Below are 24,635 nucleotides of genomic sequence, written 5' to 3' on the forward strand. Positions count from 1 at the left end.
ACGTCCGGGCCGTCCCCGCGCGTCGGGGGCTGCGCCGCTCTTCGGAAGAGGGGGCTCCGCGGAGGCCGCGGAGCGGAGGGAGAGGCGCCGCATCCGCCGCGCGGTGCCGGCCTGGGTCGTGCCCATGGTGGCGCCTCTACTTGGTCGAGGGCAAGAGCAGATCCGGCAGCCAGAGGGCGATGCCGGGTGCGACGCAGAGCACCAGGATCGCCACCGCCATCAGGATCACGAAGGGCAGCGTGCCCCAGATGATCTCCGAGAGCGGGATGTCGGGGGCGATGTTCTTGATCACGAAGATGTTGAGGCCGACCGGCGGGTGGATCAGACCCATCTCCATGGTGATCGTCATGACGACGCCGAACCAGACCAGGTCGAACCCCGCCTCCCGCAACGGCGGCAGGATGATCGGCGCGGTCATCAGGATGATCGAGACCGGCGGCAGGAAGAAGCCGAGGCCCACGACCAGGAGCAGAATGGTCAGGAGCAGCAGCCAGGGCGAGAGATGCAGGGCCACGATCGCGGCGGCGGCGGCTTGCGAGATGTGGAGGTAGCTCATCACGTAGGCGTAGAGCAGCGACATGCCGATGATCAGCATCAGCATCGTGGATTCACGTAAGGTCGCGGTGAGGATCGGGCTGACGTCCCGGGCCCGCCAGACGCCGTAGATCGCCGCGATCAGGAGAAGCGCCAAAATGCCGCCGAGGCCCGCCGTCTCGGAGGGCGTGGCGTAGCCGCCATAGAGCGCCACCATCACGCCGGTGAGCAGCACCACGAAGGGCAGCACCCGCGGCAGGGTCGAGAACCGCTCCGCCATCGAGTAGCGGTCTTCCGCCAGGATCGGGTGCTCGGGCCCGCCGGTCGCGTAGGCCGCCCGCGCCGTGGCGAATTCGCGCCGGAAGCGCCAGGCGGCATAACCCGCAAAGAGCAGCACCAGCAGCAGCCCCGGGCCGATGCCGGCGAGGAACAGCCGCCCCAGCGACTGCTCGGCCGCCACCGCGTAGAGGATCATGGTGATCGACGGCGGCAGGAGGATGCCCAGCGTGCCGCCCGCCGCGATGATGCCGGCGGCGAATCCGCCGGAATAGCCCCGCCGGCGCATCTCCGGGATGCCGGCCGAGCCGATCGCCGAGCAGGTCGCCGGGCTCGATCCCGCCATGGCGGCGAACAGCGCGCAGGCGAAGACGTTGGCGATGCCGAGACCCCCGGGGATCTTGTGCATCCAGGCATGCATCGCCGAGTAGAGGTCCTGGCCCGCCTTCGACCGGCCGATCGCCGCGCCCTTCAGGATGAAGAGCGGGATCGACAGGAGCGTGATCGAGGCCATCTCCTCGTAGACGTTCTGCGCCACCGTATCGAGGGAGGCGCCGGGCATGAAAGCCAGCATGAAGACGAGCGCCACCGCGCCGAGCGCGAAGGCGATCGGGATGCCGGCGAGCATGGCGCCGAGGGTGGCGCCGGCATAGAGCGTGCCGATGATCGCGGTGCTCATCGGGCGGCATCCTTCCGCTTGTCTTGCTTCTTGGCGCGTTCGAGATCGGCGCCGAGGCCGATCTTCGGGTCGGCAAAGCCGGCGGCCTCGGGGCCACGAGCGATCGCCTCGGCGATCTGGAGCAGGAACTGCAAGGCCAGCAGCGTCATGCCGACCGCCATCAGCGAGTAGGGAATCCAGAGCGGCGGGCCCCAGGTCGATTGCGAGATCTGGCCGTCGACCCAGGCTTCGTGCAGCAGCGTCCAGCTCTTCCAGGCGAAGAACGCCACGAACCCGAAGCTGACCACGTCGGCGAAGAGGAGGCGCAGGCGGTTGATCCGCGGCGACAGGAGGCCGGTCAGCGCCTCGATGGCGACGTGGCCGCGCCGGGCCTGGACGCCGGCCGCCGACAGGAAGGTGGCGCCGACGATGAGGAACACCGCCGTCTCGTCCTGCCACTCGGTCGGGACCTTGAGCACGTAGCGGATGACGACGCTGTAGCTCAGCACCAGGCAGGCGGCGACGAGGGCGACGCCGCCGAAAAGCAGGATCAGCCGGTTGAGGCCGCCGATCGCGGCCTCGATCGCCGCGAGCGGACCGGGCAGCCGGGCCCGCGCGGCGGCGCGCTCCGGCTCTGCGGCCGCCGAGGCGGCGTCGAAGGCGTGGCTCACGCGACCGCCTCCGCGAGCTTCAGCATCTCGGCACAGGACGACGACTTGGCGGCATAGTCCTTCCAGGCCGATTCGCGGGCGATATCGCGCCAGCGGTTCAGCGTCGCCTCGTCGAGGGTCTCGACCTTGGCGCCGGCCTTGGAAAAGATCTGCTCGACCCGCGTGTCGTCGGCTTGCGCGCCCTCCTGGCCGAAGGCTTCGAGTTCGGCACCGACTGCCATGATGAGGTCGCGCTGGTCCTGTGGCAGGCCGTCGAAGATCGGCTTCGACATCATGATCGGCTCGAGCATGAACCAGTAGGAGCGACCGCGGCCCGAGGTGAGGGACTTCGACAATTCCTCCAGCCGGAACGAGATCAGGCTGGTCGAGGAGGTGATGACCGCGTCGCAGGCGCCGGTCTGCATCGCCGCGTAGGACTCGTTCGAGGGCAGGCTGAGGGTGGCGGCACCCGCGGCCTTCATCATCAGGTCCATCTCGCGCGAGCCGCCGCGCACCTTCAGGCCCTTGGCGTCCTCCGGCCGCACCAGCGCACGGTCGCGGCTTGCCACGCCGCCCGCCTGCCAGACCCAGGACACCAGCACGATGTTCTTCGCCAGCAGGATCTCGGTGAGCTTGCGGCCGACTGGCGCCGTCTTCCAGGCCATCGCCTGCTTGTAGGAGGTCACCAGCGCCGGCATCAGCCCGATATTGGTCTCGGGCACCTCGCCGCCCGCATAGGGCAGCGGGTAGAGGCTCATGTCGAGCGCACCCTTGCGCAGGGCGCTGAACTGGGCGTTCGTCTTCATCAGCGACGAGCCGGGATAGACCTGGACCTCCAGCGCGCCCTTCGAGCGCTCCTTCACGGCCGCTGCGAACTTGCGGCACATCCGGTCGCGAAAATCCCCCTCGTCGATCGTGCCGCCCGGGAATTGATGCGAGATCTTCAGCGTCGTGGCGGCCTGCGCGGCGCGCCCGAGGCCGATGAGGGCCGGGGCGGCCAAGCCGGCGACGACGAGGGAGCGACGGGTGATCGCCATGGCGGTTCCTCCGGAGGGAGCCATTCGGCTCGGGGATTATCGTTGACGCGCGGCAGGCTGGCGTCGCACGCCGCGGCTCGTTCGGAAAAGACTCCCTTCTTGTATATTTTGTCAACTGGTGTGCATATGTCGCGAAAGTCGATACCGGTTGCGCCCTGCGGAGGAAGGCGCCATGGCCACGCGCAATGAACCAGGCACCCTGAACCATGCCCAGCGGCTGCGGCAGACGATCGAGGACGAGATCGTGGACGGGGTGCTGCGTCCCGGCGACCGGCTCGACGAGGTCCAGCTCGCGACCCGGTTCGGGGTCTCGCGCACCCCGATTCGCGAAGCCCTGCTGCAACTTGCCGTCACCGGTCTGATCGACGTGAAGCCCCGCCGCGGTGCGGTGGTGAGTACTCCGGAGCCGGCGCGGCTCGTCGAGATGTTCGAGACGATGGCGGAGCTGGAAGCCGCCTGCGGCCGCCTCGCCGCCCGGAGGCTGACCGACGCGCATCAGCACGAGCTGGTCGCGGCCCTCGATGCCTGCCGGGCCGCCGCAGCCTCGGGCGATACGGAAGCCTATTACGCCGAGAACGCCGTGTTCCACGCGGTGATCTACCGGGCCTCGCGCAATGGCTTCCTGTGCGAGCAGGCCGTGAGCCTGAGCCGGCGGCTGGCGCCGTTCCGACGCATCCAGCTTCGGGCCCGCAACCGGCTGCGCCAGTCCCTCGCCGAGCATGAGGGCGCCGTGGAGGCGATCCTGGCCGGGGACGAGGGGCTGGCCGGCGAGCGCCTGCGCGTCCACGTTCTGGTGCAGGGCGACCGCTTCGCCGAGCTGATCCGCAGCCTGCCGGGCGGCAGCGCGGCGGCGTGATCCTGACCTAGGTCAACCCGTTGACCTTGCGGCGCTTTCTTTGACGGGGAACGACCCCGGGGACGCGACGTTGTGATCCCGAGCGCCCACGCTTGTGGGCGACACGATCCTCCTTCCCCCGGTGTCGCGATGCCGCCCGAACCCCGCTCCGGTTCCGCCCCGTCCGGCGTGACCTCGACCCTGTGGACCGTCTTCCTCGGCCTCGCCCTGGTGCGCCTCGTCACCGCGCGGCGCCCCGACGGCGTGGTGGAGGCGGCGCCTGACCCGACGCGGCATCTCGGCGGTGGCGCCAAGTCCTATTCCGGGCGCCCGGCCCAGTGGGTCGCGGAGACGGAAGTGGAGCGCGGCCGCAAGGCCGATGCGCCGACCGAGATCCCGGCGAAGGGCTGGAAGGATGTTCTCTATCGCGTCTATCTCGAATTCCAGAAGGACCGGGTTTTGTCGGTGGCCGCCGGCGTCACCTTCTACACCCTGCTCGCCATCTTCCCGGCGGTGGCGGCCTTGGTGTCGCTCTACGGGCTGTTCACCGATCCGAGCACCATCAACGACCACCTCTCCCTGCTCCAGGGCGTGATGCCCTCCGGCGCGCTGGAGATCATCGGCGACCAGGTCAAGCGCATCACCGCCAAGGGCGGCACCACGCTCGGCCTCACCTTCTTCACCAGCCTCGCGATTTCACTCTGGAGCGCCAATGCCGGCATGAAGGCGATGTTCGACGCGCTCAACATCGTCTACGAGGAGGAGGAGAAGCGCAGCTTCCTCCAACTGAACCTGCGCTCGCTCGCCTTCACCTTCGGGGCGCTGGTCTTCGTCATCGTGGCGATCGGCTGCATCGTGGTGCTGCCGGTGGCGCTGAACTTCCTTGGGGCCTTCGGCATCCGGATCAGCCCGACCGCCTGGTATGTCGCGCTGCTGCGCTGGCCGGCGCTCCTCGCCGTGCTGCTCTTCGCGCTGGCACTCCTTTACCGCTACGGGCCGAGCCGCGACCTGCCGCGCTGGCGCTGGGTCACCCCCGGCAGCCTCGCCGCCGGGGTGGTCTGGCTCGCTGCCTCGATCGGCTTCTCCTGGTACGTCGCGCATTTCGGCAGCTACAACGAGACCTATGGCTCGCTCGGCGCCGCGATCGGCTTCATGACCTGGATCTGGATCTCGTCGACGATCGTGCTGCTCGGTGGCGAGATCAACGCCGAGCTGGAGCATCAGACTGCCCGCGACACCACCGTGGGGCCGGAGGAGCCGATGGGCGCTCGCCGCGCGCGCATGGCCGACACGGTCGGGGCGCCGGCGTGAGAGCGAGCCCCGCCGATCCGGCGCGGGGGTCAGGGCCCGTCGCGGCGCGGCCCCACCGCGCTGCCGCGGCCAAGTGCCAGTCCGCGGATCCCCGGAGACGTCGCGGCCTGGAGAAGCGGCAGGACGAGCGGCAGCCGCATCGTCCAAGCCAGGACGGCCCATGGCAGGCTGCGCCGTGCGAGGATGCGGGAGAGGGCGGCGATGCCCGTCGCGCGGATGCCGGTCTCGGCGCAGCGGAAGGCGAGCCGTCCGGCGCCGCCGGCCCGCCTGCGCCGGAGAACGATCCCGGCATCGAGGCAAAGGCCCCCGGCGATCACGTGCCGCTCCTCGTCGCCGGTGCGGGCGATCACCAGGGGGTGACCCGGCCGATAGGGGCGCCATCGAGGGCGAGCAGGGCCGGCACCTGCCAGAGGAAGGCCAGCATCGCGGCCGACGTCTCCCGCGGCGTCGGCCGCAGGGCCAGGATCAGGCCCGCCGCCAGCAGCACGGGAAGCAGGAGCAGGATGGTCCGCTCTCAGGCGAGGCGGTCGCGACGTCCAGACTCGTCAGGCTCGCGATCATCGGGGGGATCCCGCAGGCCTCCCGCGGTAGCGGGCGGGAACTCTCAAGGCCGGGCGGCAGCAGCCGGTCCAGGAGGACCGCGACCGCGAGCAGGGCCGGCACGGCCGCGATGGCGACGTGGATGCCGGTGCCGCATAGCGGCGCCGCCGCGGTGCCGATGCAGAGGAGATCCTTGGCCATCGTGCCGAGGCGTGTCGCCGGCTCCGGCGCGAAAGCCAGGGTGACGGCCAAGGCGCCCGGCAGGACCGCGAGGAGCGCGATCTCGTTCACCGGCTGCCCGGCAGCGCTGCCGATCCCGCCCTCGAGACCGGCCCCGATCAGGGCCAGGACGGCGAGACCTCACGCCTTGACGCTGCCCCAAGTCGGCAGGAGCGGATCGGGGCCATAGGGATACGGAGGCCCGGCCAGGTCGGAGGGCGCCGTCATCCGGAGATCCTCGTCTCCCGGTCCCGCGGGGGGCGGGCGACCCGGTCGTCACCGGCATCGAGGGGGCGGCTCGGCCCAAGCCCGAACCGGCGGCCAAGCGTGCGCCAGGGCACCCCGAGCCCGGTCAGACGGGCGACGATCCCCTGGCTCATCGTCAAGACGGTGCCGTTGCCTCAGTACAGGAACGTCGCGTTCGGGTCGCGCCCGGCCGGGAGGCCGGTGTCATAGGCGCTTGCGGTCCGCGACTGAGATGACGCGAATCGGTCCCGCCTCCCGTTGCCATCGGTCCACGGGACGACGCGCACGAGATGCGGGCGCGGGCCGTTCTGTCCGTCATCGACGACGATCGGACCGCTGAACGGGCGATTTGACATGCCGGCTTCCCTCGTGCTCAGCCAGACCATGATAGCCGCTTCCGACCGGGATCGCGAAGGGCCGAAGCGGGGTTGCGCTGCGGTGTGACCTTTGTGCGCTGCGCTTACAGCCGCAGCCTCTCGCCAGATGCGGCGTCCACCACCATCTTGGGTCCACCGGAGACTCAGCGAAGCATCAGGAGAGGCCCCGATGGCCGCCCACCAAACCGACACCGCCGAGGCCCGCACCGAGGCCGAGTGGCGCCGCGAGCTGACGCCCGAGCAGTACCGGGTGTTGCGCGAGCACGGCACCGAGCGGGCCGGCACCAGCCCGCTCAACCACGAGAAGCGCGCCGGCACCTTCGTCTGCGCCGGCTGTGGCCAGCCGTTGTTCGAATCCGGCACCAAATACGAATCCGGCTCCGGCTGGCCGAGCTTCTACGCGCCGCTGGAGGGCGCGGTGGAGACGCAGACCGACCGCTCGTTCTTCATGACCCGCACCGAGGTGCATTGCGCCCGCTGCAAGGGCCATCTCGGCCACGTCTTCGACGACGGCCCGGCCCCGACGGGGCTGCGCTACTGCATGAACGGAGCGGCGATGGGGTTCGAGCCGCAGGAGTGATGCCAACGGTCGAAAGAAAACGACCTTTGGTTCCGTTCTCCACGTTTCGCTCAGCTTTTGGCTTAGAGCATTTTCCGACGAAGTGAATACCAGTTCGTCGTAGAAAATGCGTCAAAATCAAAGAGCTAGAGAAGCTTCGCGATTGCAACGCGATCGTGAAGCGCTCTCGTATCGACAATGTGAGATGGATCATCGGCCCGATGCGTCAGCATCTTGGGCCGATAGCGTCAATCGGCGCCCGGCGGGATCGGCTGAAGCGTGGGAGTGGTCGGCGGTGCGACCGGCTTGGCGAGGCAAGAGAGGTTTGGTGCGGATCGGGGTGGTGCAGGCCCGTGAGACGGTTGCCTGGCCGTGTCTCGACGGGCCGCCCGAGCGCGCGTCCGTCTGCCCCGTGATGCCCGCCCCTGCGCGTCCGGTGACCCGGTGCGGGCATCACAGACGGGGGACGGATCGCGGAGGGGGCCGGCGAACGCGCGCGGCGATCCTCCGGGCCCCGATCGTTAACGGGTCCGCGACGCGGGCGTCAATGCCGGGCCTGGGGCCGCACCGTGTAGGTGCCGCCGCGGATCCGCTCGGGAAAGCCTTCGGCGTAGCGGGCGGTCGCCTCCTCGCCATAGGTCTGGACCAGCTCCTGGAAGGCCGCGAACAGGGCGGCCTGAGCCATGCAGTCTCCGTCGATCCCGTCCAGGCAGCCTTCCGCGAAAGCCTCCGAGACGTAGCTCAGGGCAGCGCGCTTCGCCTCCTGGTCGGAATCGCGGGCGGGGTCGTGGGTTTCGAACTCGGTCATCGACAGCCTTGAGATCGGGTCTCTGGCGAGAACGGCGGTCTCGGATCCGCAGCGGCCTCGTGGGATGATCCGATTCATAGGCCCTCGCCCGGCGCCGGGCCAGCCAGGAATTGCGAAGAGGTTAATGGCGCCGCGAGAATGCCTCTCTGATCGACACGGGCGCCACAGTTGTGGCCAACCCGCAACAGGGAGCCGTCAGCCGCCGAACCGCCCGGCCAGGGCGGCCGACAGGCGCTCGCCCTCCGCGATGTAGCGGGTCGCGGCCTCCACGGCCGAGGGGGTGCAGACCCGGTAGGTCACGGCGTAGCCGCCATAGCCGCGGTTATACGCCCCGGCGAGGCGGTCGCGCCGGCCCGGGCTGGTGCCCTCGGCATCGAGCAGGGCCTTCATCCGGGCAGGCCATTCCGGCGCATCGGGGCTGCCGCACAGCTCGCGCAGGAAGCTCAGCGCCCCGATGATCTCGGACAGGCGCAGGAGGTCGCGATCATAGGGAGCCGGCGTGTCGGCCGGCGGGGGCGGGGCGGGGGCCTCCTTCTCGGCAGGCTTGGGCGCGGGCTTCGGCTTGGTCTGCTGCGCGAGGGCGGGCAGCGCCGCGACCAGGCAGGCGGCCAGGATGATGGCGCGCCTCATGCCGCGTCACCCGGTGCATCGTCCCTCGATGCCTCGTCCCCGACAGCGGCGAGGGCTTGGGCGATCACGCCGTGCAGTCCCCTGGTGGTCGGCAGGTCGCGCGCCTCCGCCGGCGTCACCCAGCGCAGGTCGAGCGCTTCCGGCCCGGTCGTCGGCTCGCCCGAGCGCCAGCGGGCGGCATGGGGATGGATCACGAAATGGTGCAGCACCGCGCCGTCCGCATCGCGCTCGATCACTTCGAGGGGCGTCAGCCCGGCGACCACCTCGGCCACCACCCCGACCTCCTCGTGCAGCTCGCGGAGCGCCGCCTCGGCCAGGGTCTCGCCCGTCTCCACCTGGCCACCCGGCAGGGTGTAGACACCGCGCATCGGCTCCTGGCCGCGGGCGGCGAGGAGCACCCGTCCGTCACGCACGACGGCCGCGGAGGCGGCGATGAAGGGACGGAGGGGATAGCGGCGGCGCCAAGCCGGGTCCTCGGGCTCGGCGCTCACGGCCGCGCATCTCCATCCTGCACCGTGGCGAGCCGCCCGTCGGCCAACGCCACCACGACCTGCCGGCCCAGCACAGCGAGGCCCGCCCCGACCGGCGCCGGCAAAGCCGCGCGGGTGCGCTCGGTCAGGTTTTTCAGCGAGAGATAGGCGAGGGCGGTCCTGTCCCGGCTCGCCACCACCAGCTCGCCCCCGAGCGCGGCACCGGGGGCGGAGAAGCTCTTGCCGTCGGCGCTCCGGGCCTGCCGCGCCGGCGTCCCGCCCGCGAGGCTCCAGTGTTCGAGCCGGCCCTCCTCGCCGCGCACCAGCACGGCGCCGGGCATCGGCCCCGGCAGGTCGGCTGCCAGCGCGAGGGGGCCGGGCTCGGACGGGGTCTCGGCCCGCACGCGCCAGACGCCGCCCTGGCGCCCGATCACCGCAAGGCCCATCCCCTCCGGGCGCTCGCTGAGCGCCAGCAGGTTGAGGGCGCCGTCGATCTCGACCGGCCGCAGGGTATCGGCGGAAAACACCGCGCCCGCGCCCGGCGGCACCGTGGCGGTCGCCACCGGCACGGGCTTGGGATCGGCGCTCATCGTCACCGTCTGGCGCTCGCGCAATGTCACCCCGGCGGCACCCGGGCGCCCATCCGCCGCGCGGCTCGGGCCCGACAGATAGGCGCTGACCGGTCCCGCCAGGACCCGGCGCGTGCCCGGCACCGCGCCCTTCGGCGTCTCGCCGGCGGTCAGGCCCTCGATCGCGTCGAGAGGCAGGGGGACGGCCGTCACCCGGTCGCCGGACAGCATCAGCACGGCCGCACCGGTCTCGCCCCACGCGACCGCGACCGGACCCGCCTTGCGCGGCAGCTGTGGCAGCCCCGCGGTGGTGACGGCGAGCGCCGCCTCGCTGCCGGCATCGCGCAGTTGCGTCACCCGGAAGGGCAGGTCGAGGAGTGCGACCCGCGGCTCGGCGGCGGCGGGCGAGGCGAGGAGCAGGACGCTGAGGGCGACAACTGCCCTCTCAGACATGCTGGCCGCCGTTGATGTGCAATTCGGCGCCGTTCACGTAGGACGAGGCTTCGGTGCACAGGAAGTAGATCGCCTTGGCCACCTCGTCCGGCGTGCCGAGGCGCCGCTGCGGGATCTGCGCCACCAGCTTGTCGGTGCCGGGCGAGAGGATCGAGGTGTCGATCTCGCCCGGCGAGATCGCGTTCACCCGCACGCCGAGCGGGCCGAAATCCGACGCCATCTCGCGGGTCAGGCCGGCAAGCGCTGCCTTTGAGGTGGCGTAGGCCGCCCCCGCGAAGGGATGGACGCGGGAGCCCGCGATCGACGTCACGTTGACGATCGAGCCGCGGGCCCGGGTCAGTTCCCCGCACAGGCCGCGGGCGAGCAGGATGGGTGCGAAGAAATTGACCTGGAACACCCGCTGCCAGTCGGAGAACGGGGTATCGATGGCGCCGAGGCGGGCGCCGCCGGCTCCCTTCGGCGAGATGCCGGCATTGTTGACCAGGGCATGCAGCAGCCCGCCCTCGGCCTCCAGCCGCCCGGCCACTTCCTCGACGGCGCGGACCGTGTCCCCCGGATCGGCGAGATCGACCTGGAGATGATCCTCGGGCCCCATCTCCCACGGGCAGTTCTCCGGGAAGGGGTGGCGCGAGCAGGTGATGACGCGCCACCCGGCCGCCGAGAAGCGCTTCACGGTGGCATGGCCGATGCCGCGGCTCGCGCCGGTGAGCAGCATCACGCGGCGGCGTTCGTTCGACGATGAGGCCACGGCCGTTCCTCGGGATGTCCGGTGCGGGGCGCCGCCGGTTCGGGCGCGGCGCCAGGAGCCTCAGGGTAGGGCTCCGGGCCGCTAAAATCCAGGGCTTGCCGCGCCGCAGCAAAGCTTGGAGGTCAGGGATCTTGCGCGTCAGGGATACAGGCGGCTGCCCTCCCAGGCGTCGCCCCGGCGGGTGAAGCGCACCCGGTCGTGCAGGCGGTAGGCGCCGTCCTGCCAGAACTCGATCGAGACCGGGGCGATGCGGTAGCCGGTCCAGTGGGGCGGGCGCGGCACGGTCTCGCCGGGAAAGCGCGTGCCCACCTCCTCGACCGCCCGCATCAGGGTCTCGCGGCTGTCGAGGGGCTGCGACTGGCGGCTCGCCCAGGCGCCGAGGCGGCTGTCGCGGGCGCGGGTGGCGAAATAGGCGTCGGCCTCCGCATCATTGACCGTGGTCACGGTGCCGCGGGCCCGCACCTGCCGGCGCAGGCTCTTCCAGTGCAGCACCAGGGCGGCGCGCGGATTGTCCGACAGCTCCTGCCCCTTCATCGACAGGGTGTTGGTGTAGAACACGAATCCGCGCTCGTCGGCGTCCTTGAGGAGCACGACGCGCACGTCCGGCAGCCCGTCGGCGTCGCAGGTGGCGAGCGCCATGGCGTTCGGATCCTCCGGCTCCGAGGTCTGCGCTTCGGCAAACCATTGCCGGAACAGACCCCAGGGATCCGGGTTCTGGGTGAAATCATCTTTCGTTAACCCGTGCACGGCATCGTCCTTACCCAGGTGGCTGGTGCGCCCGCATGGCTCCCAGCTCATGTGACAACCGGAACCGGGGGCGGGCCGGCGTCGCATCCTCATGCGTCGTGGCGGCCGCCCGGTCGTGAGAACAGGTGTGATGCGTCGCGGTGCGTGTAAAGTCGGTTCGGTGACGCTCGGGCTCGTCGTCGCGGCGAGCGGCCTGGGCGGCATCCTGGCGGTCGGCGGGTGCAGCCAGCCGCTCATCATGTTCGCGCCACAGGTGGCGGTGGCGCCGCCGCCGGAGCCGGAGAGCACCGGCAGCATCGCGCCACCCCCTCCGAAGAGCTTCGGCCCGGATCTCTCGGGCGAGGATTGGCGCCGCGCCAAGGCGGCGCTCTCCGTCGCCCTGGATCCCCAGGGCAACGGCCAGCCGGTGAAGTGGGACAACCCGGATTCGGGCATGCGCGGCATGGTCAACCCGACCGGGCTGCCCTTCGTGAAGAACGACGAGATCTGCCGCGGCTTCCTGGCCTCGGTGATCGGGCCCGGGGGCAACCGCTTCGTGCGCGGCACCGGCTGCCGCCCCTCGGGCGGCGCCTGGGAGCTCAAGAGCCTCAAGACGACGGCCAAGCCGGGGTGAGGCGGTGGCGTGACAGGGCGCCCGTGGCCTGCGAGAGGGCGCAGGCCGCGTCCGACCCGTGGGAGCGGGGAGATCCACGCTATTCTTTTCGCGAACCGTCCGGGGTGATGCCGGCTCACATGGCGCCGGCTCACGAAGTGACATACCTTAGCGGCTTGCCTTAGGAGCTTGCCGCTTCCGCCTGCGTTGCAATCCGGCAACACGGTCGCCAGATAGGGCTCACCTTATTCACGCAGGCGGACCCGCGCCCGGGCGCGTCGCACCGGAACCGGGCCGCTCGAATCGCCATCGGATCGCCATGCGCAACCCATACGACGTACTCGGCGTCAGCCGCTCGGCCGACGAGGCGGAGATCAAGAAAGCTTTCCGCAAGCTCGCCAAAGCCTACCACCCCGATCGCAACAAGAACGACGCCAAGGCGCAGGACCGCTTCGCCGAGGTCAACCAAGCCTACGAGATCCTGGGCGACGCCAAGAAGCGCGAGCAATTCGACCGCGGCGCCATCGACGGCGAGGGCAAGCCCCGCTTCACCGGCTTCGAGGGCTTCGGCGGCGCCGCCGGCCGCGGCGGTGGCGGCGGCGGGTTCGACTTCGAATCGATGGCCCGCGGCCGGGCCGGGCCGGGCGGCGGCGCGGCGGGCGGCTTTGGCGAGGATATCTTCTCGCATCTGTTCGGCGAGGCGTTCCGCTCCGCCGGCGGGGCCGGGCGCGCCGCACCCCAGAAGGGCGAAGACGTCGCCGCCGAGCTGACCGTCACCCTCGATCAGGTCGCCAACGAGACCAAGCTGCGGCTCAACCTGCCGAGCGGCCGCGAGGTCGATGCGGTGGTGCCCAAGGGTGTGGTCGACGGTCAGGTGATCCGCCTGCGCGGCCTCGGCTATCCCGGCGCCCAGGGCGCCGACCCGGGCGACGCGCTCCTGACCATCCGGTTCGCTCCCGATCCCCGCTTTCAGGTCGATGGATCGGACCTGCGCACCACCGCCGAGGTCCCGCTGGAGGATGCGGTGCTGGGCGGGCCGATCCGGATCCAGACCCTGACCGGCGCGGTCGAGATGAAGATCCCGGCGATGACCAGCTCGGGCCGGGTCTTCCGCCTGCGCGGCAAGGGCCTGCCGAAGAAGGACGGCACCCGCGGCGACCTGCTCGCCACCGTCGCCGTCACCCTGCCGGCGAATGCCGACGAGGCCCTGATGGAGTTCGCCCGCAAGCGCCGGGCCGCCACGGCGGCGAGCTGACCATCACGGCGTTCGCCGCTTTACCGGAGCCGGCGCACTTCCGTCGCCCGCGGGCGTCGGTTAAGGAAGCCGCTGGGGCGCCATGCACGGCCGGGTCCAACCGGCCGCCGCCGGCCTCCCGTGGCGGCTGTTCTTTGGGTGACTCATGGCTGACTCGAACCGGGCACACGTACAGGATGGCGGGCAGCCCCGCACCGGGCTTCTCGCCGGCAAGCGCGGCCTCGTGCTCGGCGTCGCCAACAACCGCTCGATCGCCTGGGGCATCGCCCGCAGCGCGCGCCAGCACGGCGCGGAGCTGGCCTTCACCTATCAGGGCGAGGCCTTGAAGAAGCGCGTCGAGCCGCTCGCCCGCGAGCTGGACGCTGCCGTCGTCGGCCATTGCGACGTCACCGATCCGGCCTCGATCGACGCGGCCTTCGAGGCCACCGGCCGGCACTTCCCCGACGGGATTGACTTCGTCGTCCACTGCATCGCCTTCTCGGACAAGGACGAGCTGACCGGGCGCTACCTCGATACGAGCGAGGCGAACTTTTCGAAGTCGCTGCTGATCTCCTGCTATTCGTTCACGGCCATCGCCCAGCGTGCCGAGACACTGATGCGCAATGGCGGCTCGCTGCTGACCCTGACCTATTACGGCGCCGAGAAGTGGATGCCGCATTACAACGTGATGGGCGTCGCCAAGGCGGCGCTCGAAGCGTCGGTGCGCTACCTCGCGGCCGATCTCGGGCCGCAGAAGATCCGCGTCAACGCGATCTCGGCCGGCCCGATCAAGACGCTGGCCGCGTCCGGCATCGGCGATTTCCGCTACATTCTCAAGTGGAACGAGTACAACGCGCCCTTGCGGCGCACGGTGACCATCGACGAGGTCGGCGAGACCGCAGCCTACCTGATCTCCGACATGTCGCGCGGCATGACGGGCGAGATCCTGCACGTCGATGCCGGTTACCACGTCGTCGGCATGAAGAACCCCGAGGCGCCGGACCTCAGCCTCGACAAGGACTAAACGGAGCCGACTCCAAGCGGCCCACTTCAAGCGGCCCACTTGACGTTGGAGTTTTGATCGCGGGATCCTCTCTCCAGGCGATGTCGGCTTGACCGGTGTCACTCGACCAGATCATGTCGGGCTTGCCCGACACCGGCTGGGGATCCGGCGATCAAAAACAGAACCGTAAAATCAACGGCTTGATGTTCGGTTTGATCGAGCGCGGCCCGTGCCGGATGGCACGCGCGCGACGCGGCACGGGACACCCCTGACGCTCCGACGGGGACTGGACCGGCGGCCTCTTCGGCGCCATGTGGTCCCCACGTCGCAATGTGGAGCCCCTCATGCCCACCCCCAAGATCGCCATGCTCACCGCCGGCGGCCTCGCTCCCTGCCTGTCGGCGGCGGTCGGCGGGCTGATCGCCCGCTATACCGACCTCGCGCCGGAGGCCGAGATCATCGGCTATCGCAGCGGCTACAAGGGTGTGCTCCTCGGCGAGTTCCTCACCGTCACCCCGGAGGTGCGGGCCAAGGCGCCCCTGCTCCTGCGCCAGGGCGGCTCGCCGCTCGGCAACAGCCGGATCAAGCTCACCAACGTCAAGGATTGCGTCAAGCGCGGCCTGGTCAAGGAGGGGCAGGATCCCCTCAAGGTCGCAGCCGAGCAGCTCGCCCGCGATCAGGTCACGGTGCTGCACACGATCGGGGGCGACGACACCAACACGACGGCGGCCGATCTCGCGGCCTATCTGGAGTCGAACGGCTACCATCTGACGGTGGTCGGATTGCCGAAGACCATCGACAACGACGTGGTGCCGATCCGCCAGACGCTGGGCGCCTGGAGCGCGGCGGAGCAGGGGGCGATCTTCGCCGAGAACATCGTCAACGAGCAGAGCGCCAACCCGCGCATGCTGATCGTCCACGAGATCATGGGCCGCAAATGCGGCTGGCTCACGGCCGCGACGGCCCTGGCCTATCGCGAGCGCCTGGACCGCGCCGCCTTCCTGCCGGAATTCGGGTTCGACCGGGCCCACAAGGACGTGGACGCGGTCTACCTGCCGGAGCTGCCCTTCGACATCGGCCGCGAGGCCGAGCGGCTGCGCGCCCGGCTCGATGCCAAGGATTGCGTCACGATCTTCCTCAGCGAGGGCGCCGGCCTCGACGAGATCGTGGCTGAGTTCGAGGGGCGCGGCGAGGTTTTGGGCCGCGATCCGTTCGGCCACGTCAAGATCGACACCGTCAATGTCGGCAAGTGGTTCGCCGATCGCTTCGCGCCGATGATCGGGGCGGAGAAGAGCCTGGTGCTCAAATCCGGCCATTTCTGTCGCTCGGCCGCGCCGAATGCGGACGACCTGAGGTTGATCCAGGGCATGGTCGACCTTGCGGTCGAATGCGGGCTGAAGGGTGTCTCGGGCGTGATCGGCCACGACGAGGACCAGGGTGGCCGCCTGCGGGCGATCGAGTTCCCGCGCATCCGCGGCGGCAAGACCTTCGATCCGACGACGCCATGGTTCACCGCTCTACTGGACGAGATCGGCCAGGAGCACGGGTGAGAGAGGAGCACGGATGAGCGAGCCGGCGCCGCCATGGCGCCGGACCGAGGGTTTCACCTGAGGTCACCGTCACGATCCCGTCGCGTCGAGCGTTGGGACAGCGTGGCCTGGCTCCGCCGCGGGGGACCGGCGGATGAAGGCCAGGATGTTTCCGCCAATCTCGGGCGCCTTGGCCTCGGGCGCGATCCGCCCGTGCCCCGGCGCGAACGACATCCAGCGGACGATCTTACCGTCGCTGTGGCGCGCCAAGTGCCGCTCGACCCGCCTCCGCGCCCACCGGGGCACGCCATCGCCGAACTTCATGAGGCTTCCCTCCTTGCTCGTCCGCCATGCGATCGATCTCGCGTGCCGAACGAAACAGGGAGGCTCCCCTTGTGTCATCACCCATTTGGGTGACTTGGCACCAACCTCAGGTTTTCAGGACCAGGCAGGCACCGCCGACACGGCGGATGCGGGCACACAGGGCCTCGGCGCTGGCGCGGGTCTCCGAGGGCACGCGGATGCGGTAGAAGGCCCGGGTCCCGCGGTGGCGCAGCCGGGTGCCGATGATCATCGGGCGCACGTCGCCCAGGATCGCGGCGTAGCGATCGCGGGCCCGGCCGAAGCTCGCCAGGGCGATTGACTTCGAAAAATTGCCGGCGAGCTGGATGCCCCAGGGGGCCAAGGCTGCCGCAGTCTCGGCGAAGAAGGCATCGGTGCGGCCGCGGATGCGCAAGGCGGCCGTGATCGCAAGGCAGCGGGTGCCCTCGGGTTCGGTCAGGTCGCTCTTCGGCTCCTCCTTGGCGGCTGCGGCCCAGTCCTCGGCGCTGCGTCCGGTGATCGCCGCGACATAGGCGCGGGTTTCGGCCGGCAGGCCGCCGGTGCCGGCGAGCCAGGCGGAGACGCGGCCGGGCCCACCATTATAGGCCGCCGCCGCGAGGCCGAGATTGCCGAAGCGCCCTCGCAGGTCGATCAGGAACCCCGCCGCGGCCGGGATCGCCTGCTCGGGGTCGAACGGATCGGCGAGGCCGCGCTCCTGCGCCGTGCCGGGCATGAACTGCGCCACACCCTGCGCCCCGGCACGGCTCACTACTCCGGGGCGGAAGCTGCTCTCGCGCCAGATCAGCCGGGTGAGAAAGGCGACCGGCAGCCCTTTGGACTGGGCGGCACCCTCGATCAGCCGGCACAAGGCCTGCTCGATCGTCTCTTCCTTGCTCTCGACGGCGGGGACGGGCGCCGCCGGGGCCGCCGCGGCAGGGGAAGCGAGGCCCAGCGCGGCGAGAGCCGGCGAGGCGAGGGCCAGGATGAGGAGGAGAGGGCGGGTCACGGGCGCACCCTTAGCCCGATTCGCTGAACGATTCGGCACGGTACGATCGTCGCGGGGTGTTTCGGATCCTCACGGGGGCACGCAGCCCTGGCGCCGCGCCCGCAGCCGCGCCATCTAGCGGGCGATGTCCTCGCCGCTCCTGTTCGACTCCGCCCTGATCCGCAAGCGCCTCGCCCGCGCCCGCCGCGCCGGATTCGCCGATTTTCTGGTCGCGCGGGCGGTCGACGACCTGTCGGACCGCCTCGACGCGGTCTTGCGGGAATTTCCCAGCGCCCTCGACCTCGCAACCCCGGTGCCGGCAGCGGCAGCCTGGTTGCGGCGGAGCGGCCGGGCCGCCGCCGTCACCCGGCTCGCCCCCGTGCCCGAGCCGGCCAGCCCCGGCCTCACCGTCGCCATCGGCGATCCGGAGGCTCTGCCCTTCGCCGATCGCCGCTTCGACCTTGCAGTGTCGCTGCTGGCGCTCCAGCACGCCAACGACCTGCCCGGCGCCCTGGTCCAGGTTCGCCGGGCGCTGAAGCCCGACGGGCTGTTCGTTGGCTGCCTGCTCGGCGGGCGCACCCTGACGGAGCTGCGCCAGGTCCTCACCCAGGCCGAGAGCGAGGTCGAGGGCGGCGTGAGCCCGCGGGTCGCTCCCTTCGCCGAGGTGCGCGACCTCGGCGGCCTGCTCCAGCGCGCCGGCTTTGCCCTGCCGGTCACCGATGTCGAGACCGTGACGGTGCGCTACGGCGATCCCGTCGGGCTGATGCGCGACCTGCGCGCCATGGGGCTCACCAACGCCCTGCGCGAACGCCGCGGCGCGTTGCGCCGCGAGACCCTGATGCGGGCGGCCCACCTCTATGCCGAGCGCTTCGCGGATGCGGATGGGCGCCTGCGCGCCACCTTCGAGCTGATCTGGCTGTCGGGCTGGGTGCCGCACGAGAGCCAGCAGAAGCCGCTGCGGCCGGGCAGCGCCCAAGCCCGGCTGGCCGATGCCCTCGGCACCGTCGAACGCAAGGAGCCATCATGACGGACACGTCCATCACGCTCACGCCGAACCCGCATCGCATCCGCGTGATGCTCGGCGGCACGATCGTCGCAGAGACCACCCGGGCCCTGACCCTGCGCGAGGGCGGCATGCCGCCGGTGCAGTACATCCCGCGCGAGGATGCCGAGATGGACCTTTTCGCGCGAACCGAGCACCGCACGCATTGCCCGCGCAAGGGCGATGCGAGCTACTACTCGCTCACCGCGGGCGGGCTCGAGCGGAGGAACGCGGTCTGGAGCTACGAGGCGCCGTTCCCGGCGGTGGCGGCGATCGCCGGCTACCTGGCCTTCTATCCGAGCAAGGTCGACGCGATCGAAGAGTTCACCGATTGAGCGTCACGGCCCGAGGAGGTCGACGATCGCCGGCAGCAGCGGCAGGTCGGCCGGGGGCATCGGGTAGGTCGCAAGGTCGCGCGGGCGCACCCATGTGAGTGCCTGCCCCTCCCGGGACTGCACGAAGCCGTCCCAGCGCCGGCAGATATAGAGCGGCATCAGCAGGTGGAAGGTCTCGTAGGGGTGGCTCGCGAAGCTCAACGGCGCGAGGCACTCCCCCTTCACGGTGATGCCGAGTTCTTCCGCGAGTTCGCGGATCAGCGTCTCCTCCGGGCGCTCGCCCGGCTCGATCTTGCCGCCGGGGAATTCCCACAGGCCCGCCAGCTGCTTGCCGGGCGGGCGCTGCGCCAGGAGCACGCGCCCGTCCGGATCCACGAGGGCGACGGCCACCACGAGGAGGAGCTTGAGTGGTTCGACCATCGGGGTGTCAGCCATGTCGGGCAATTCGGTTGACGGGCGGGGAGATCGCGCCCGTCAGGGCGCGACCTGGTATGTGACCTCGACGGCGGCCTCGATCGCGAGGGTGCCGGGCTCGACCGGGACGGCGAGGCCGCCGGGCGCCGCCTTGGCGGCGAAGGCGCGGGCATGGATCGGCGCAGGCGTGCCCTCCCGCGGCGGCGAGACGATGCTCGCGAGGCGGCCGAGGCGGGTGCCCGCCGCCTCCGCCAGGGCCTCGGCCTGACGGCGCGCATCCCGGACCGCCTCGGCCCGGACCGCATTCTCCGTTTGACCCGGATCCGACAACCCGAAGGCGACGCCGCCGATCCGGTCGGACCCGCCGTCGATGAGGCGGCGCATCACGGCGCCGAGGCGCTTGAGATCGCGCACCCGGAGGGAGACGGAATTGGTCGCCTGAAAGCCGTCGGGGACGTCCCGCACCTGACCGCCGGGATCGCGCACCGTCTTGCTGGCCGGGCGCAGGGACACGGCCGCCGTGGCCAGATCGGCACCCACGATACCGAACTCGCCGGCAAGGTCCAACACCTTGCGGGCCGCCGCCGAGTTCTGGTCGAGGGCGGCGGCCGGGGTCGGGCCGCGGCTCTCCACCGCGACCTCCACGGTGGCGAAGTCCGGCACCACCTCTCGGCTCGCCCGGCCGACGACGCTGATCCGGCCCGGCGCCGCGTCGTCGGCGAAGGCAGGCCCCGCCAGGATGATGGAAGTCCCCGCCAGGATGATGGAAGTCCCCGCCAGCAGCGCGCCCAGGAGGAGCGCCGCCGCCCTCACGAACGGTAATCCCCGTTGATCTCAATGTAGGCTTTGGTGAGGTCGCAGGTCCAGACCCGGGCCGCGCCGGTGCCCAGGCCGAGATCGACCCCGATCCTGACCTCGTCGCCGCGCATCGCCGCGGACGCCGCCTCCTCGTCGTAGCCGGGATCGCGGGCGCCCTCGACGGCGACGCGCACGTCGCCGAACCAGATCGCCAGCCGGTCGCGGTCGGCGGGCTCGCCGGCCTTGCCGACCGCCATCACCACCCGGCCCCAATTGGCATCCTCACCCGCCACCGCGGTCTTCACCAGCGGCGAGTTGGCGATCGACATCGCGATCCGGTGCGCCGAGGCGTCGTCGGTCGCGCCATTGACCTCGACGGTGACGAACTTGCGCGCCCCCTCGCCGTCGCGGGCGACCAGCTGGGCCAGCTCGATCAGCAGGCCGTCGAGCGCCTCCGCGAACTCGGCCACGGCCGGATCCTCGGCCGACGCGACGGGCGCGTTGCCGGCCCTGGCGGTGGCGAACAGCATCAGGGTGTCGGAGGTCGAGGTGTCGCCGTCGACCGTGCAGCAATTGAAGCTCTTGGCGACGCCACGGCTCAGCAGCGCCTGGAGCACCTCGGCCGGGAGGTCGGCATCGGTGAACACGAAGGAGAGCATCGTCGCCATGTCGGGCGCGATCATGCCGGCGCCCTTGGCGATGCCGTTGATCGTCACCTCGGCGCCGTTGAGCCGCACCCGGCGGGTGGCGAGCTTGGGAAAGGTGTCGGTGGTCATGATGGCGCGGGCGGCCTCGGTCCAGCGCTCCGCGTCCGGGCCGGTGCGGCCGGCGCATTCGGCCAGCACGCCGTCGAACTTGGTGGCGTCGAGGGGTTCGCCGATCACGCCGGTCGAGGCGATGAAGACCTCGCCGGGGGCGCAATCCGCCGCCTTCCCGGCGATCTCGGCGGTGAGCCGCACCGATTCGCGGCCCTTGAGACCCGTGAAGGCGTTGGCATTGCCGGAATTGACCACCAGCGCCCGGGCCGATTGCCCGCCGCGCAGGGTCTCGCGGCACCAGTCAACGGCGGCGGAGGGGCATTTCGAGCGGGTGAAGACGCCAGCGGCCCGGGTGCCCGGATCGAGCAGGACCAGCAGCACGTCGGTGCGGCCGCGATAGCGGATGCCGGCCTGCGCGGTGGCGAGACGCACGCCAGCAATCGGCGGCAGGGCGGGCTGGTGCTTGGGCGCGAGCGGCGAGACGGGATGAGACATGCGGGGCTCCGGTCCGCCGACGCCTCGTCGTCCGCGTCGGCGCCGCGGTGTTGCCCCGCCAAGGCGCCCTGCGTCAACCGGGCCGGCGCCGCGACGGCGGCATTGGTTGTATTATCGGTTGTGCACGTTTTGCTTGAAAAACCGGCGTCGGAGTGCCGGCGCCCGTTGGGCGCGCCGAGGGCCGCCACACGGAACGGTAATTTTCGCCAAGGGGCTGACGCAGGGGCCCGGCGGAGTTTCCTTATCTAGAGTTGCAGCTTATCATCTAGAGGAACAGCCCGGGAGGCGCGGTCCCGCGCCCCCATCCGCGTCGGAGGTTCCCGCTTGGCCCACCCGCAAGTCCTTCGCGACATGGCGCTCTTCGTCGAGGTTGCGAAGCGGAAGAGCTTCAGTCAGGCCGCTGTGGCGCTCGACGTGCCGATCTCGTCCCTCTCCCGGCGCATCACCCAGTTCGAGACCTCGATCGGTCTGCGCCTGCTCGACCGCACCACCCGCAAGATCGTGCTGACTCCGCATGGCGAGGCGTATTACGAGCAGGCGACCCGCCTGGTGGAAGAGGCGCAGCGCACCTTCGACGAACTGATCGCGCAGGCGAAGGGGCCGAGCGGCCTCCTCAAGATCGCGGCGCCGCCCGATCCGTGGGTGCTGCGCCACCTCTCCGCCGTCGCCGGCGACTATGCGCGGCGCTATGCCCAGGTGCGGGTGCATCTCGACGTCTGGCCGCATCTCGTCGACCTAGCCCAGGACGGCTACGACCTGGCGCTCGCCGTCGGGGCGCCGCGGGAGACCTCGATGATCACCCGCAAGGTGGCGCAGCTCGAGACCGGCCTGTTCGCCGCACCCGATTACCTCGACCGGGCCGGGCGGCCCGACACCCCGGCCGATCTCGCGCGGCACCAGGCGGTGCTGGTGGCGCCTTCGGCATCCGGGACGTCGCCCGCGGCCGCATCGCCATCGGGAAGCTGGCCGCTGGAGCGGGACGACGCATCGGTCTCGGCCCGGGTCGGCCGCGCGGTCTCAAGCAACAGCCAGGGCATGGCCCGGCGCCTCGTCACGTCGGGGCACGGGATCGGCCTCCTCCAGGTGATCGACGTCGAGCAGGATATGGAGGCCGGACGCCTGGAGCGGGTGCTGCCCGAATGGCGCGGCTTGCCGAACCCGGTCTACCTCGTCACGACCTCGCGGCTGCTCCCGGCCAAGACCCGCAGCTTCATCGCCTTCGCGTCGCGCCAGCTCGCGGAGCAGCTGGCACCCCGCGGCGTCACCCTGGACGAGGTCGAACTCGCCACCCTGTACGACCTTCAGGAGGCGTGACGCGGGCTGCCCGCCCGTGCTTTAGCGCGGGGGCGGGTGGGGGCGCGGCGATGTGACGGACCTTTCGACTCTCGTGTTCACGGGCGGGGCCCTTGCGGTGGCGGTCCCGGCCGATGCGGTGGCTGCCCTGCCGCCGGAGCGCCGGGGATTGCCGCCGGACGAAGCGGCGCGCATCGCCCGCTTCCGGCAGCCGCAGGACCGTCACGAGCGCATGGCGGCGCACGGGCTGCTGCGCCATCTGCTCGGATCCTGGCTCGGCCGAGACCCGGCCGGGCTCACGCTGGCGCGGGACGCGGGCGGCCGGCCCTTCCTCCCAGGGGCAGCCCTCGACCTGAACCTGAGCCATGGCGGCGGCTGGGTCGCTGTCGGCCTGTCGACCGTCGGTCGGATCGGCGTCGATGTCGAAGGCGCCGTCCGGCCGGTGGATTGGGACCGCCTGGCGCCGGTCTTCCTGCACCCGGCCGAACTCGCAGCCTATCGCGGCCTGCCAGCCGGGGCGCGGCCGCGCCGCGCGCTGGAATTCTGGTCGGTCAAGGAAGCGTGCCTGAAGGCGACTGGCGAGGGGCTGGTCGCCGAGCCGTGCTCGGTCTGGTTGACGCCGGACGGCGCGGCCTGGCGCTTGGAGCGGGCGGGGCTGTCGCTGCGGGCGGCGTCACGGGTCCTGCCGGATGGGGCGCGCTTCGCCTGGGCGGCGGCGGAGGGAGTCGAGGTGGTGGTCGCGGTCGCGGGTTGATCGGCCGACTCTTGCCGTGGGCAAAATGCCCACCTTCGTCCGACACGCTCGTTGCGTGTGAGCAGCCGGTTCCGTGCCGAAGTCGTCAATCCGGGCTCCGCGTCGCGGCTTCGGACTGACGACGACCGTGTCAAACAGGATCGAGCGCATCATACCAACGGCCGAGGATGCTGACGCATCGATTCGATCTCGGGCAGGCCCGAGATCGACGCGGCCGCTGATCCAATCTCGAATTCTCGATGCCAAGCGCAGATGTCCGGGACCTTGGGCTTGGCGAAAATTTAAGAACGGCACCAAAGGTCGTTTCCAACGACCGTTGGCATCAGACGTAGGCGCTCATCCCGGTGGCATCCGATTGCGGGAAGCGCTCTGCGAGAGCGCGGCGCAGCTTCTCGAGGGCGCGGTTCTCGATCTGGCGCACGCGCTCCTTGGAGATGCCGAGGCGGTGGCCGAGGGCCTCCAGGGTCGCCTGGTCTTCGGCGAGGCGCCGCTCGTGCAGGATGCGCAACTCGCGCTCGGACAACACGGTGAGCGCCTGCCGCAGCCAGGTCAGGCGGCGCTCGCCGTCGACGGCGTCGGAGACCGTCTCGTCGGGCAGGGGAGATGTGTCGACCAGAAAGTCGACCCGCTCGGCCGAGGCTTCGCCGTCATCGCCCACGGGGGCGTTGAGCGACATATCCGGGCCCGAGAGGCGGGCATCCATCAGCGCCACGTCCTCGCGGGAGACGCCGATGGCGGTGGCAATGCGGCGATGGATCTCGTCACCGACGCGCTCGTCGGTCGATTGCATCAGCCGGGCGCGCAGGCGGCGGAGGTTGAAGAACAGGGCCTTCTGGGCCGAGGAGGTGCCGCCGCGGACGATTGACCAATTGCGCAGGATGTAATCCTGGATCGACGCCCGGATCCACCAGGTCGCGTAGGTGGAGAAGCGCACGTCCCGCTCGGGCTCGAAGCGGGCGGCCGCTTCCATCAGGCCGACATGGCCTTCCTGGACCAGATCCGCCATCGGCAGGCCGTAATGGCGGAAGCGGCCGGCAAGCGCGATCACGAGCCGCATATGGGCGGAGATCAGACGGTGCAGGGCCTGCTCGTCACGCTCGTCCTTCCAGCGCACCGCGAGGCCGCGCTCCTCCTCCCTTTCGAGGAAGGGGGCATCCATCGCAACTCGCACGAACTGCCGACGTATGCCTGCGATTTCCGCCATCCCCGCCTCCGCCGCTATGGTGAGCGCTGTGTATCGCGATGAGGCCCGGGCGCAGCATGACGCGCGCCCGTTACACCGCAAGGCCTGCGACAACGGCGAGACCACCCGGACGGTTCCCGCACCGCGAAAAAATCCCCAGCGGTGCGATTGCCTCGCGAACGCGGCAATCGCCTCGGCGTGACAGGGACGGGCAGGATGCGGGAGCGTCGGA

31 protein-coding genes are annotated in these 24,635 nt (G+C 70.8%); 12 read left to right on the top strand and 19 right to left on the bottom strand.

Annotated elements, in window-relative coordinates:
• Positions 1-136: 136 nt before the first annotated feature.
• Genes VP06_RS06005 through dctP form a run of 3 tightly spaced genes read right to left on the bottom strand, consistent with a single transcriptional unit; the run spans position 137 to position 3,155 of the window.
• Complete coding sequence (locus tag VP06_RS06005) at positions 137-1,489, bottom strand: TRAP transporter large permease (RefSeq protein ID WP_048462921.1); 1,353 nt, start codon at positions 1,487-1,489, stop codon at positions 137-139.
• Entirely contained in the window at positions 1,486-2,139 is a 654-nt protein-coding gene (locus VP06_RS06010) for a TRAP transporter small permease (protein WP_048462922.1), read from the bottom strand. Before VP06_RS06010 ends, VP06_RS06005 begins: the two co-directional genes overlap by 4 nt.
• Entirely contained in the window at positions 2,136-3,155 is a 1,020-nt protein-coding gene (dctP, locus tag VP06_RS06015; RefSeq protein WP_048462923.1) for a TRAP transporter substrate-binding protein DctP, read from the bottom strand. Before dctP ends, VP06_RS06010 begins: the two co-directional genes overlap by 4 nt.
• 199 nt (positions 3,156-3,354) lie before the next feature.
• Between dctP and VP06_RS06020 the strand changes: the two genes are divergently transcribed.
• The gene (locus VP06_RS06020; protein ID WP_048462955.1) at positions 3,355-4,011 is read left to right on the top strand and encodes a GntR family transcriptional regulator; all 657 of its coding nucleotides are present in this window, start codon (positions 3,355-3,357) and stop codon (positions 4,009-4,011) included.
• A gap of 129 nt (positions 4,012-4,140) precedes the next feature.
• Entirely contained in the window at positions 4,141-5,301 is a 1,161-nt protein-coding gene (locus VP06_RS06025; RefSeq protein WP_048462924.1) for a YihY/virulence factor BrkB family protein, read from the top strand.
• A gap of 29 nt (positions 5,302-5,330) precedes the next feature.
• On the opposite strand, the gene VP06_RS06030 is transcribed toward VP06_RS06025, so the two are convergent.
• The 4 genes from VP06_RS06030 to VP06_RS06040 all read right to left on the bottom strand — a co-directional run bounded on the left by VP06_RS06030 (position 5,331) and on the right by VP06_RS06040 (position 6,692).
• Positions 5,331-5,651 carry a hypothetical protein gene (locus VP06_RS06030; RefSeq protein ID WP_048462925.1) on the bottom strand — a complete coding sequence of 107 codons (321 nt, stop codon included), beginning with the start codon at positions 5,649-5,651 and terminating at the stop codon, positions 5,331-5,333.
• Positions 5,648-5,788: a hypothetical protein gene (locus VP06_RS36015; protein ID WP_156295476.1), complete on the bottom strand. Its 141-nt coding sequence runs from the start codon at positions 5,786-5,788 to the stop codon at positions 5,648-5,650. Before VP06_RS36015 ends, VP06_RS06030 begins: the two co-directional genes overlap by 4 nt.
• On the bottom strand, positions 5,767-6,132 hold the full coding sequence (locus VP06_RS06035) for a hypothetical protein (RefSeq protein ID WP_048462926.1): 366 nt from the start codon (positions 6,130-6,132) through the stop codon (positions 5,767-5,769). The genes VP06_RS36015 and VP06_RS06035 overlap by 22 nt, the downstream gene beginning before the upstream one ends.
• 329 nt (positions 6,133-6,461) lie before the next feature.
• Positions 6,462-6,692, bottom strand: a complete 231-nt coding sequence (locus tag VP06_RS06040; RefSeq protein WP_048462927.1) for a hypothetical protein — start codon at positions 6,690-6,692, stop codon at positions 6,462-6,464.
• A gap of 160 nt (positions 6,693-6,852) precedes the next feature.
• Here VP06_RS06040 and msrB point away from each other — a divergent pair, with 160 nt between their 5' ends.
• Positions 6,853-7,263 (top strand): peptide-methionine (R)-S-oxide reductase MsrB, encoded by a 411-nt coding sequence (msrB, locus tag VP06_RS06045; RefSeq protein WP_048462928.1) that lies wholly within the window; start codon positions 6,853-6,855, stop codon positions 7,261-7,263.
• A gap of 523 nt (positions 7,264-7,786) precedes the next feature.
• Here msrB and VP06_RS06050 read toward each other — a convergent pair.
• The 6 genes from VP06_RS06050 to pdxH form a co-directional block, all read right to left on the bottom strand.
• Entirely contained in the window at positions 7,787-8,050 is a 264-nt protein-coding gene (locus VP06_RS06050) for a hypothetical protein (RefSeq protein WP_048462929.1), read from the bottom strand.
• Positions 8,051-8,245: 195 nt separating this feature from the next.
• Positions 8,246-8,680 (bottom strand): TIGR02301 family protein, encoded by a 435-nt coding sequence (locus VP06_RS06055; protein ID WP_048462930.1) that lies wholly within the window; start codon positions 8,678-8,680, stop codon positions 8,246-8,248.
• Positions 8,677-9,171, bottom strand: a complete 495-nt coding sequence (locus VP06_RS06060) for an NUDIX hydrolase (RefSeq protein ID WP_048462931.1) — start codon at positions 9,169-9,171, stop codon at positions 8,677-8,679. Before VP06_RS06060 ends, VP06_RS06055 begins: the two co-directional genes overlap by 4 nt.
• Complete coding sequence (locus tag VP06_RS06065) at positions 9,168-10,172, bottom strand: hypothetical protein (RefSeq protein ID WP_048462932.1); 1,005 nt, start codon at positions 10,170-10,172, stop codon at positions 9,168-9,170. Before VP06_RS06065 ends, VP06_RS06060 begins: the two co-directional genes overlap by 4 nt.
• Positions 10,165-10,887, bottom strand: a complete 723-nt coding sequence (locus tag VP06_RS06070; protein ID WP_048462933.1) for an SDR family NAD(P)-dependent oxidoreductase — start codon at positions 10,885-10,887, stop codon at positions 10,165-10,167. The genes VP06_RS06065 and VP06_RS06070 overlap by 8 nt, the downstream gene beginning before the upstream one ends.
• A gap of 171 nt (positions 10,888-11,058) precedes the next feature.
• Positions 11,059-11,718, bottom strand: a complete 660-nt coding sequence (pdxH, locus tag VP06_RS06075) for a pyridoxamine 5'-phosphate oxidase (RefSeq protein WP_082167204.1) — start codon at positions 11,716-11,718, stop codon at positions 11,059-11,061.
• A gap of 79 nt (positions 11,719-11,797) precedes the next feature.
• Between pdxH and VP06_RS06080 the strand changes: the two genes are divergently transcribed.
• The 5 genes from VP06_RS06080 to VP06_RS06095 all read left to right on the top strand — a co-directional run bounded on the left by VP06_RS06080 (position 11,798) and on the right by VP06_RS06095 (position 16,046).
• Positions 11,798-12,280, top strand: a complete 483-nt coding sequence (locus tag VP06_RS06080) for an RT0821/Lpp0805 family surface protein (RefSeq protein WP_053081553.1) — start codon at positions 11,798-11,800, stop codon at positions 12,278-12,280.
• Between the two features lie 298 nt (positions 12,281-12,578).
• Positions 12,579-13,514: a DnaJ C-terminal domain-containing protein gene (locus VP06_RS06085; RefSeq protein WP_048462935.1), complete on the top strand. Its 936-nt coding sequence runs from the start codon at positions 12,579-12,581 to the stop codon at positions 13,512-13,514.
• A gap of 145 nt (positions 13,515-13,659) precedes the next feature.
• Positions 13,660-14,517, top strand: coding sequence for an enoyl-ACP reductase FabI (fabI, locus tag VP06_RS06090; RefSeq protein WP_048462936.1), 858 nt, complete (start codon positions 13,660-13,662; stop codon positions 14,515-14,517).
• Between the two features lie 95 nt (positions 14,518-14,612).
• Complete coding sequence (locus tag VP06_RS36020; RefSeq protein WP_156295477.1) at positions 14,613-14,768, top strand: hypothetical protein; 156 nt, start codon at positions 14,613-14,615, stop codon at positions 14,766-14,768.
• Between the two features lie 72 nt (positions 14,769-14,840).
• A complete protein-coding gene (locus tag VP06_RS06095; protein WP_048462937.1) occupies positions 14,841-16,046 on the top strand; it encodes a pyrophosphate--fructose-6-phosphate 1-phosphotransferase in 1,206 nt (401 codons plus the stop codon).
• A gap of 69 nt (positions 16,047-16,115) precedes the next feature.
• Here VP06_RS06095 and VP06_RS06100 read toward each other — a convergent pair whose 3' ends face one another.
• Both VP06_RS06100 and VP06_RS06105 read right to left on the bottom strand, forming a co-directional pair.
• Positions 16,116-16,349 (bottom strand): hypothetical protein, encoded by a 234-nt coding sequence (locus VP06_RS06100; RefSeq protein ID WP_048462938.1) that lies wholly within the window; start codon positions 16,347-16,349, stop codon positions 16,116-16,118.
• 106 nt (positions 16,350-16,455) lie between these two features.
• Positions 16,456-17,352: a lytic transglycosylase domain-containing protein gene (locus tag VP06_RS06105; RefSeq protein WP_048462939.1), complete on the bottom strand. Its 897-nt coding sequence runs from the start codon at positions 17,350-17,352 to the stop codon at positions 16,456-16,458.
• 124 nt (positions 17,353-17,476) lie between these two features.
• On the opposite strand from VP06_RS06105, the gene VP06_RS06110 reads away from it, so the two are divergent.
• Both VP06_RS06110 and VP06_RS06115 read left to right on the top strand, forming a co-directional pair.
• Entirely contained in the window at positions 17,477-18,358 is an 882-nt protein-coding gene (locus tag VP06_RS06110; protein ID WP_048462940.1) for a methyltransferase domain-containing protein, read from the top strand.
• Positions 18,355-18,708, top strand: a complete 354-nt coding sequence (locus tag VP06_RS06115; RefSeq protein ID WP_048462941.1) for a DUF427 domain-containing protein — start codon at positions 18,355-18,357, stop codon at positions 18,706-18,708. The genes VP06_RS06110 and VP06_RS06115 overlap by 4 nt, the downstream gene beginning before the upstream one ends.
• Before the next feature lie 3 nt (positions 18,709-18,711).
• Here VP06_RS06115 and VP06_RS06120 read toward each other — a convergent pair whose 3' ends face one another.
• Genes VP06_RS06120 through argJ form a run of 3 tightly spaced genes read right to left on the bottom strand, consistent with a single transcriptional unit; the run spans position 18,712 to position 21,173 of the window.
• Entirely contained in the window at positions 18,712-19,128 is a 417-nt protein-coding gene (locus VP06_RS06120; RefSeq protein WP_048462942.1) for a (deoxy)nucleoside triphosphate pyrophosphohydrolase, read from the bottom strand.
• A gap of 54 nt (positions 19,129-19,182) precedes the next feature.
• Positions 19,183-19,935 (bottom strand): SIMPL domain-containing protein, encoded by a 753-nt coding sequence (locus VP06_RS06125; protein ID WP_245291076.1) that lies wholly within the window; start codon positions 19,933-19,935, stop codon positions 19,183-19,185.
• The gene (gene argJ / locus VP06_RS06130) at positions 19,932-21,173 is read right to left on the bottom strand and encodes a bifunctional glutamate N-acetyltransferase/amino-acid acetyltransferase ArgJ (protein ID WP_048462943.1); all 1,242 of its coding nucleotides are present in this window, start codon (positions 21,171-21,173) and stop codon (positions 19,932-19,934) included. The genes VP06_RS06125 and argJ overlap by 4 nt, the downstream gene beginning before the upstream one ends.
• 324 nt (positions 21,174-21,497) lie before the next feature.
• Here argJ and VP06_RS06135 point away from each other — a divergent pair, with 324 nt between their 5' ends.
• Positions 21,498-22,487 carry a LysR family transcriptional regulator gene (locus tag VP06_RS06135; protein ID WP_048462944.1) on the top strand — a complete coding sequence of 330 codons (990 nt, stop codon included), beginning with the start codon at positions 21,498-21,500 and terminating at the stop codon, positions 22,485-22,487.
• 52 nt (positions 22,488-22,539) lie between these two features.
• Positions 22,540-23,220, top strand: a complete 681-nt coding sequence (locus VP06_RS06140; RefSeq protein WP_048462945.1) for a 4'-phosphopantetheinyl transferase family protein — start codon at positions 22,540-22,542, stop codon at positions 23,218-23,220.
• Between the two features lie 322 nt (positions 23,221-23,542).
• On the opposite strand, the gene VP06_RS06145 is transcribed toward VP06_RS06140, so the two are convergent.
• The gene (locus VP06_RS06145; protein WP_048462946.1) at positions 23,543-24,424 is read right to left on the bottom strand and encodes an RNA polymerase factor sigma-32; all 882 of its coding nucleotides are present in this window, start codon (positions 24,422-24,424) and stop codon (positions 23,543-23,545) included.
• Positions 24,425-24,635: the final 211 nt, after the last annotated feature.

The organism is Methylobacterium aquaticum, assembly GCF_001043915.1.
Lineage (GTDB): Bacteria > Pseudomonadota > Alphaproteobacteria > Rhizobiales > Beijerinckiaceae > Methylobacterium > Methylobacterium aquaticum.

What these genes read in the sequence shown, in the direction of transcription:
- fabI (WP_048462936.1), top strand. Translation starts at nt 13,660, where the DNA reads ATGGCTGACTCGAACCGGGCACACGTACAGGATGGCGGGCAGCCCCGC.
- VP06_RS06095 (WP_048462937.1), top strand. Translation starts at nt 14,841, where the DNA reads ATGCCCACCCCCAAGATCGCCATGCTCACCGCCGGCGGCCTCGCTCCC.
- VP06_RS06065 (WP_048462932.1), bottom strand. Translation starts at nt 10,172, where the DNA reads ATGTCTGAGAGGGCAGTTGTCGCCCTCAGCGTCCTGCTCCTCGCCTCG.
- dctP (WP_048462923.1), bottom strand. Translation starts at nt 3,155, where the DNA reads ATGGCGATCACCCGTCGCTCCCTCGTCGTCGCCGGCTTGGCCGCCCCG.
- VP06_RS06100 (WP_048462938.1), bottom strand. Translation starts at nt 16,349, where the DNA reads ATGAAGTTCGGCGATGGCGTGCCCCGGTGGGCGCGGAGGCGGGTCGAG.
- argJ (WP_048462943.1), bottom strand. Translation starts at nt 21,173, where the DNA reads ATGTCTCATCCCGTCTCGCCGCTCGCGCCCAAGCACCAGCCCGCCCTG.
- msrB (WP_048462928.1), top strand. Translation starts at nt 6,853, where the DNA reads ATGGCCGCCCACCAAACCGACACCGCCGAGGCCCGCACCGAGGCCGAG.
- VP06_RS06050 (WP_048462929.1), bottom strand. Translation starts at nt 8,050, where the DNA reads ATGACCGAGTTCGAAACCCACGACCCCGCCCGCGATTCCGACCAGGAG.
- pdxH (WP_082167204.1), bottom strand. Translation starts at nt 11,718, where the DNA reads ATGAGCTGGGAGCCATGCGGGCGCACCAGCCACCTGGGTAAGGACGAT.
- VP06_RS06040 (WP_048462927.1), bottom strand. Translation starts at nt 6,692, where the DNA reads ATGGTCTGGCTGAGCACGAGGGAAGCCGGCATGTCAAATCGCCCGTTC.
- VP06_RS06055 (WP_048462930.1), bottom strand. Translation starts at nt 8,680, where the DNA reads ATGAGGCGCGCCATCATCCTGGCCGCCTGCCTGGTCGCGGCGCTGCCC.
- VP06_RS06115 (WP_048462941.1), top strand. Translation starts at nt 18,355, where the DNA reads ATGACGGACACGTCCATCACGCTCACGCCGAACCCGCATCGCATCCGC.
- VP06_RS06145 (WP_048462946.1), bottom strand. Translation starts at nt 24,424, where the DNA reads ATGGCGGAAATCGCAGGCATACGTCGGCAGTTCGTGCGAGTTGCGATG.
- VP06_RS06005 (WP_048462921.1), bottom strand. Translation starts at nt 1,489, where the DNA reads ATGAGCACCGCGATCATCGGCACGCTCTATGCCGGCGCCACCCTCGGC.
- VP06_RS06025 (WP_048462924.1), top strand. Translation starts at nt 4,141, where the DNA reads ATGCCGCCCGAACCCCGCTCCGGTTCCGCCCCGTCCGGCGTGACCTCG.
- VP06_RS06070 (WP_048462933.1), bottom strand. Translation starts at nt 10,887, where the DNA reads ATGCTGCTCACCGGCGCGAGCCGCGGCATCGGCCATGCCACCGTGAAG.
- VP06_RS06120 (WP_048462942.1), bottom strand. Translation starts at nt 19,128, where the DNA reads ATGGTCGAACCACTCAAGCTCCTCCTCGTGGTGGCCGTCGCCCTCGTG.
- VP06_RS06110 (WP_048462940.1), top strand. Translation starts at nt 17,477, where the DNA reads ATGTCCTCGCCGCTCCTGTTCGACTCCGCCCTGATCCGCAAGCGCCTC.
- VP06_RS06085 (WP_048462935.1), top strand. Translation starts at nt 12,579, where the DNA reads ATGCGCAACCCATACGACGTACTCGGCGTCAGCCGCTCGGCCGACGAG.
- VP06_RS06080 (WP_053081553.1), top strand. Translation starts at nt 11,798, where the DNA reads ATGCGTCGCGGTGCGTGTAAAGTCGGTTCGGTGACGCTCGGGCTCGTC.